The following is a 5,531-nucleotide window of genomic DNA, read 5'->3' as shown; positions in this document are numbered from 1 at the left end:
GCGGTGGACCGTGTTAACGGGAAATGGCCACCCAGCATTGGGTGGCCATTTCACGGAAGAAGTCCGGCGGTGTCCTACTCTCCCACAGGGTCCCCCCTGCAGTACCATCGGCGCTGTGAGGCTTAGCTTCCGGGTTCGGAATGTAACCGGGCGTTTCCCTCACGCTATGGCCGCCGAAACACTATTGATGTTTCAGTCTGCACAACAAAATCATTGTCATGCGGTTCTCGACCGTACATCGAGAACCACTCAGTGGACGCAAGCACCAAAACGGTGTGTTATCAAGTCATCGGCTTATTAGTACCGGTCAGCTTCACGCGTTACCGCGCTTCCACATCCGGCCTATCAACCCAGTAGTCTGGCTGGGAGCCTCTCGCCCGAAGGCATGGAAATCTCATCTTGAGGCCGGCTTCCCGCTTAGATGCTTTCAGCGGTTATCCATCCCGAACGTAGCTAACCAGCGGTGCTCTTGGCAGAACAACTGGCACACCAGAGGTTCGTCCAACCCGGTCCTCTCGTACTAGGGTCAGATCCTCTCAAATTTCCTACGCGCGCAGCGGATAGGGACCGAACTGTCTCACGACGTTCTAAACCCAGCTCGCGTACCGCTTTAATGGGCGAACAGCCCAACCCTTGGGACCTACTCCAGCCCCAGGATGCGACGAGCCGACATCGAGGTGCCAAACCATGCCGTCGATATGGACTCTTGGGCAAGATCAGCCTGTTATCCCCGAGGTACCTTTTATCCGTTGAGCGACAGCGCTTCCACAAGCCACTGCCGGATCACTAGTCCCGACTTTCGTCCCTGCTCGACCTGTCAGTCTCACAGTCAAGCTCCCTTGTGCACTTACACTCGACACCTGATTGCCAACCAGGTTGAGGGAACCTTTGGGCGCCTCCGTTACTTTTTGGGAGGCAACCGCCCCAGTTAAACTACCCACCAGGCACTGTCCCTGAACCGGATTACGGTTCGAAGTTAGATATCCAGAGTGACCAGAGTGGTATTTCAACAATGACTCCACGGTAACTGGCGTCACCGCTTCACAGTCTCCCACCTATCCTACACAAGCCACACCGAACACCAATACCAAGCTGTAGTAAAGGTCACGGGGTCTTTCCGTCCTGCTGCGCGTAACGAGCATCTTTACTCGTAGTGCAATTTCGCCGAGTTCGCGGTTGAGACAGTTGGGAAGTCGTTACGCCATTCGTGCAGGTCGGAACTTACCCGACAAGGAATTTCGCTACCTTAGGATGGTTATAGTTACCACCGCCGTTTACTGGGGCTTAAATTCTCAGCTTCGCCTTGCGGCTAACCGGTCCTCTTAACCTTCCAGCACCGGGCAGGCGTCAGTCCGTATACATCGTCTTGCGACTTGGCACGGACCTGTGTTTTTAATAAACAGTCGCTACCCACTAGTCTCTGCGGCCACCACACCCTTTCGGAGCAAGTCCTAATAAGTGGATGGCCCCCCTTCTCCCGAAGTTACGGGGGCATTTTGCCGAGTTCCTTAACCACGATTCTCTCGATCTCCTTGGTATTCTCTACCTGACCACCTGAGTCGGTTTGGGGTACGGGCGGCTAGAACCTCGCGTCGATGCTTTTCTTGGCAGCATAGGATCACCCACTTTTTATCCGCATCGTGTCTCAGCCTATGTGAGAGACGGATTTGCCTATCTCTCGGCCTACGCACTTGCCCCGGGACAACCATCGCCCGGGTTGGGCTACCTTCCTGCGTCACACCTGTTAATACGCTAACCGCACCAGAATGGGGTCGTGCGCTAGGCCCAACGCTTCACCCCGAAGGGATCCGTCAATGGGATTCAGACACTTAGCACTACTGGATTAGCTTGGGCGGTTCTTCGCCGGTACGGGAATATCAACCCGTTGTCCATCGACTACGCCTGTCGGCCTCGCCTTAGGTCCCGACTTACCCAGGGAAGATTAGCTTGACCCTGGAACCCTTGGTCTTTCGGAGGACATGTTTCTCACATGTCTTTCGCTACTCATGCCTGCATTCTCACTCGTGTAGCCTCCACGGCTGGTTCACACCGCCGCTTCGCTGGCCACACGACGCTCTCCTACCCATCAACACGGCTGGACCACGAAGGCCTACCAATAATGTCAATGCCACAACTTCGGTGGCGTGCTTGAGCCCCGTTACATTGTCGGCGCGGAATCACTTGACCAGTGAGCTATTACGCACTCTTTCAAGGGTGGCTGCTTCTAAGCCAACCTCCTGGTTGTCAAGGCAACTCCACATCCTTTCCCACTTAGCACGCGCTTTGGGACCTTAGTTGGTGGTCTGGGTTGTTTCCCTCTCGACTATGAAGCTTATCCCCCACAGTCTCACTGCTGCGCTCTCACTTACCGGCATTCGGAGTTTGGCTGACGTCAGTAACCTTGTAGGGCCCATCGGCCATCCAGTAGCTCTACCTCCGGCAAGAAACACGCAACGCTGCACCTAAATGCATTTCGGAGAGAACCAGCTATCACGAAGTTTGATTGGCCTTTCACCCCTATCCACAGCTCATCCCCTCAGTTTTCAACCTAAGTGGGTTCGGTCCTCCACGACGTCTTACCGTCGCTTCAACCTGGCCATGGATAGATCACTTCGCTTCGGGTCTAGGACACGCGACTGAATCGCCCTATTCAGACTCGCTTTCGCTACGGCTACCCCACACGGGTTAACCTCGCCACGTATCGCTAACTCGCAGGCTCATTCTTCAAAAGGCACGCTGTCACAGCTACCAGGGCTGCTCCAACGGTTTGTAAGCAAACGGTTTCAGGTACTATTTCACTCCCCTCCCGGGGTACTTTTCACCTTTCCCTCACGGTACTTGTCCGCTATCGGTCATCTGGGAGTATTTAGGCTTATCAGGTGGTCCTGACAGATTCACACGGGATTTCTCGGGCCCCGTGCTACTTGGGATACTCTTCGCGTCAAGAGAGGCATTTCGACTACGGGGTTGGCACCCTCTATGACCTGGCTTTCAATCCAGTTCGTCTATACCTTCTTGTAACGCCGGCTGCTCGGCAGAACAACCAGAAAAGTCCCACAACCCCGAATACGCAACTCCTGCCGGATATCACACGTACTCGGTTTAGCCTGTTCCGGTTTCGCTCGCCACTACTAACGGAATCGCGGTTGCTTTCTCTTCCTGTGGGTACTGAGATGTTTCACTTCCCCACGTTCCCTCTACCCGCCCTATATATTCAGGCGGGAGTCACTGGGTCGGCACGCCGCCCAGCGGGGTTTCCCCATTCGGAGACCCTCGGATCACAGTGTGCTTATCCACTCCCCGAGGCTTATCGCAGATTGCTACGTCCTTCTTCGGCTCCAGATGCCAAGGCATCCACCGTTTGCTCTTAAAGACTTGAAATCACATGAGTTCGAATCGTCAATCGAAATTGACTAATGATCTTTAAGATCATCTTCACGAGATGATTACTCATCTCGAAGATGCTCGCGTCCACTGTGTAGTTCTCAAAGTACGGGCGGTACCCTCCCCGCCACCAGCACCGCCGGCAACAGAAAAGGTCCTGAGGATGGTCACCGCCGAAGCGGCATCCGGTCCCTCAGGACCCAACAGCGTGCATGTGCCGACTTGCTCGATTCGAACGTTCCAGACCCGAAGGTCGTACTTGCTCGAGGTTCGCTCCTCGGCACCTCGTCAAATGTTCCACCCATGAGCTCCCTGCAGAGACATTCGCTCTGATCAGGGTTCTGGAAGCCCGAAGACTTCAGATGCTCCTTAGAAAGGAGGTGATCCAGCCGCACCTTCCGGTACGGCTACCTTGTTACGACTTAGTCCTAATTACCGATCCCACCTTCGACGGCTCCCTCCACAAGGGTTGGGCCACCGGCTTCAGGTGTTACCGACTTTCATGACTTGACGGGCGGTGTGTACAAGACCCGGGAACGTATTCACCGCAGCGTTGCTGATCTGCGATTACTAGCGACTCCGACTTCATGAGGTCGAGTTGCAGACCTCAATCCGAACTGGGACCGGCTTTTTGGGATTCGCTCCACCTTACGGTATTGCAGCCCTTTGTACCGGCCATTGTAGCATGCGTGAAGCCCAAGACATAAGGGGCATGATGATTTGACGTCATCCCCACCTTCCTCCGAGTTGACCCCGGCAGTATCCCATGAGTTCCCACCATTACGTGCTGGCAACATAGAACGAGGGTTGCGCTCGTTGCGGGACTTAACCCAACATCTCACGACACGAGCTGACGACAACCATGCACCACCTGTTTACGAGTGTCCAAAGAGTTGACCATTTCTGGCCCGTTCTCGTATATGTCAAGCCTTGGTAAGGTTCTTCGCGTTGCATCGAATTAATCCGCATGCTCCGCCGCTTGTGCGGGTCCCCGTCAATTCCTTTGAGTTTTAGCCTTGCGGCCGTACTCCCCAGGCGGGGAACTTAATGCGTTAGCTGCGTCACGGAATCCGTGGAATGGACCCCACAACTAGTTCCCAACGTTTACGGGGTGGACTACCAGGGTATCTAAGCCTGTTTGCTCCCCACCCTTTCGCTCCTCAGCGTCAGTTACGGCCCAGAGATCTGCCTTCGCCATCGGTGTTCCTCCTGATATCTGCGCATTCCACCGCTACACCAGGAATTCCAATCTCCCCTACCGCACTCTAGTCTGCCCGTACCCACTGCAGACCCGAGGTTGAGCCTCGGGATTTCACAGCAGACGCGACAAACCGCCTACGAGCTCTTTACGCCCAATAATTCCGGATAACGCTTGCGCCCTACGTATTACCGCGGCTGCTGGCACGTAGTTAGCCGGCGCTTTTTCTGCAGGTACCGTCACTTTCGCTTCTTCCCTGCTAAAAGAGGTTTACAACCCGAAGGCCGTCGTCCCTCACGCGGCGTTGCTGCATCAGGCTTGCGCCCATTGTGCAATATTCCCCACTGCTGCCTCCCGTAGGAGTCTGGGCCGTGTCTCAGTCCCAGTGTGGCCGGTCACCCTCTCAGGCCGGCTACCCGTCGACGCCTTGGTGAGCCATTACCTCACCAACAAGCTGATAGGCCGCGAGCTCATCCCTGACCGAAGTTCTTTCCAGCTGCTGAAGATGCCTTCGCAGCTCGTATCCAGTATTAGACGCCGTTTCCAGCGCTTATCCCAGAGTCAGGGGCAGATTGCTCACGTGTTACTCACCCGTTCGCCACTGATCCAGCAGAGCAAGCTCCGCCTTCACCGTTCGACTTGCATGTGTTAAGCACGCCGCCAGCGTTCATCCTGAGCCAGGATCAAACTCTCCGTAAAGAAATGTTGCTGCGATCAACCGGAAATTGACTGACCGAGCGAGTTTGAACTGACCAAAGGGATGTCATTGCTGACTATCCGTTGCCGGCACCGGAGTGCCGGACTTTGATCCAAAGGAATCTCATTCAACCGAAGTTGAATCGAGGTTATTTGGCATTTGACAAGTGCACGCTGTTGAGTTCTCAAGGATCGGACGCTCCCCCCACAACACCTCACGGCATCCCAGAAGGGCAACTTCTCTACCTTACAC

Annotated in this window: 3 rRNA genes; all 3 read right to left on the bottom strand. The window is 54.9% G+C overall.

Annotation, left to right across the window (positions count from 1 at the left end):
- Window positions 1-61 precede the first annotated feature (61 nt).
- The 3 genes from rrf to G3N18_RS15420 all read right to left on the bottom strand — a co-directional run bounded on the left by rrf (window position 62) and on the right by G3N18_RS15420 (window position 5,281).
- Window positions 62-178, bottom strand: a 5S ribosomal RNA gene (rrf, locus tag G3N18_RS15430).
- Window positions 179-277: 99 nt separating this feature from the next.
- A 23S ribosomal RNA gene (locus tag G3N18_RS15425) occupies window positions 278-3,381 on the bottom strand.
- 376 nt (window positions 3,382-3,757) lie between these two features.
- Window positions 3,758-5,281: ribosomal RNA gene (locus G3N18_RS15420) — 16S ribosomal RNA — on the bottom strand.
- The 16S, 23S and 5S rRNA genes sit together here, the layout of an rRNA operon.
- Window positions 5,282-5,531: the final 250 nt, after the last annotated feature.

This window comes from Microbacterium paulum (assembly GCF_015707995.1).
Classification (GTDB): domain Bacteria; phylum Actinomycetota; class Actinomycetes; order Actinomycetales; family Microbacteriaceae; genus Microbacterium; species Microbacterium paulum.
Note: the sequence above shows the minus strand (reverse complement) of the source record. Positions and strands in the feature narration are given on the sequence as shown.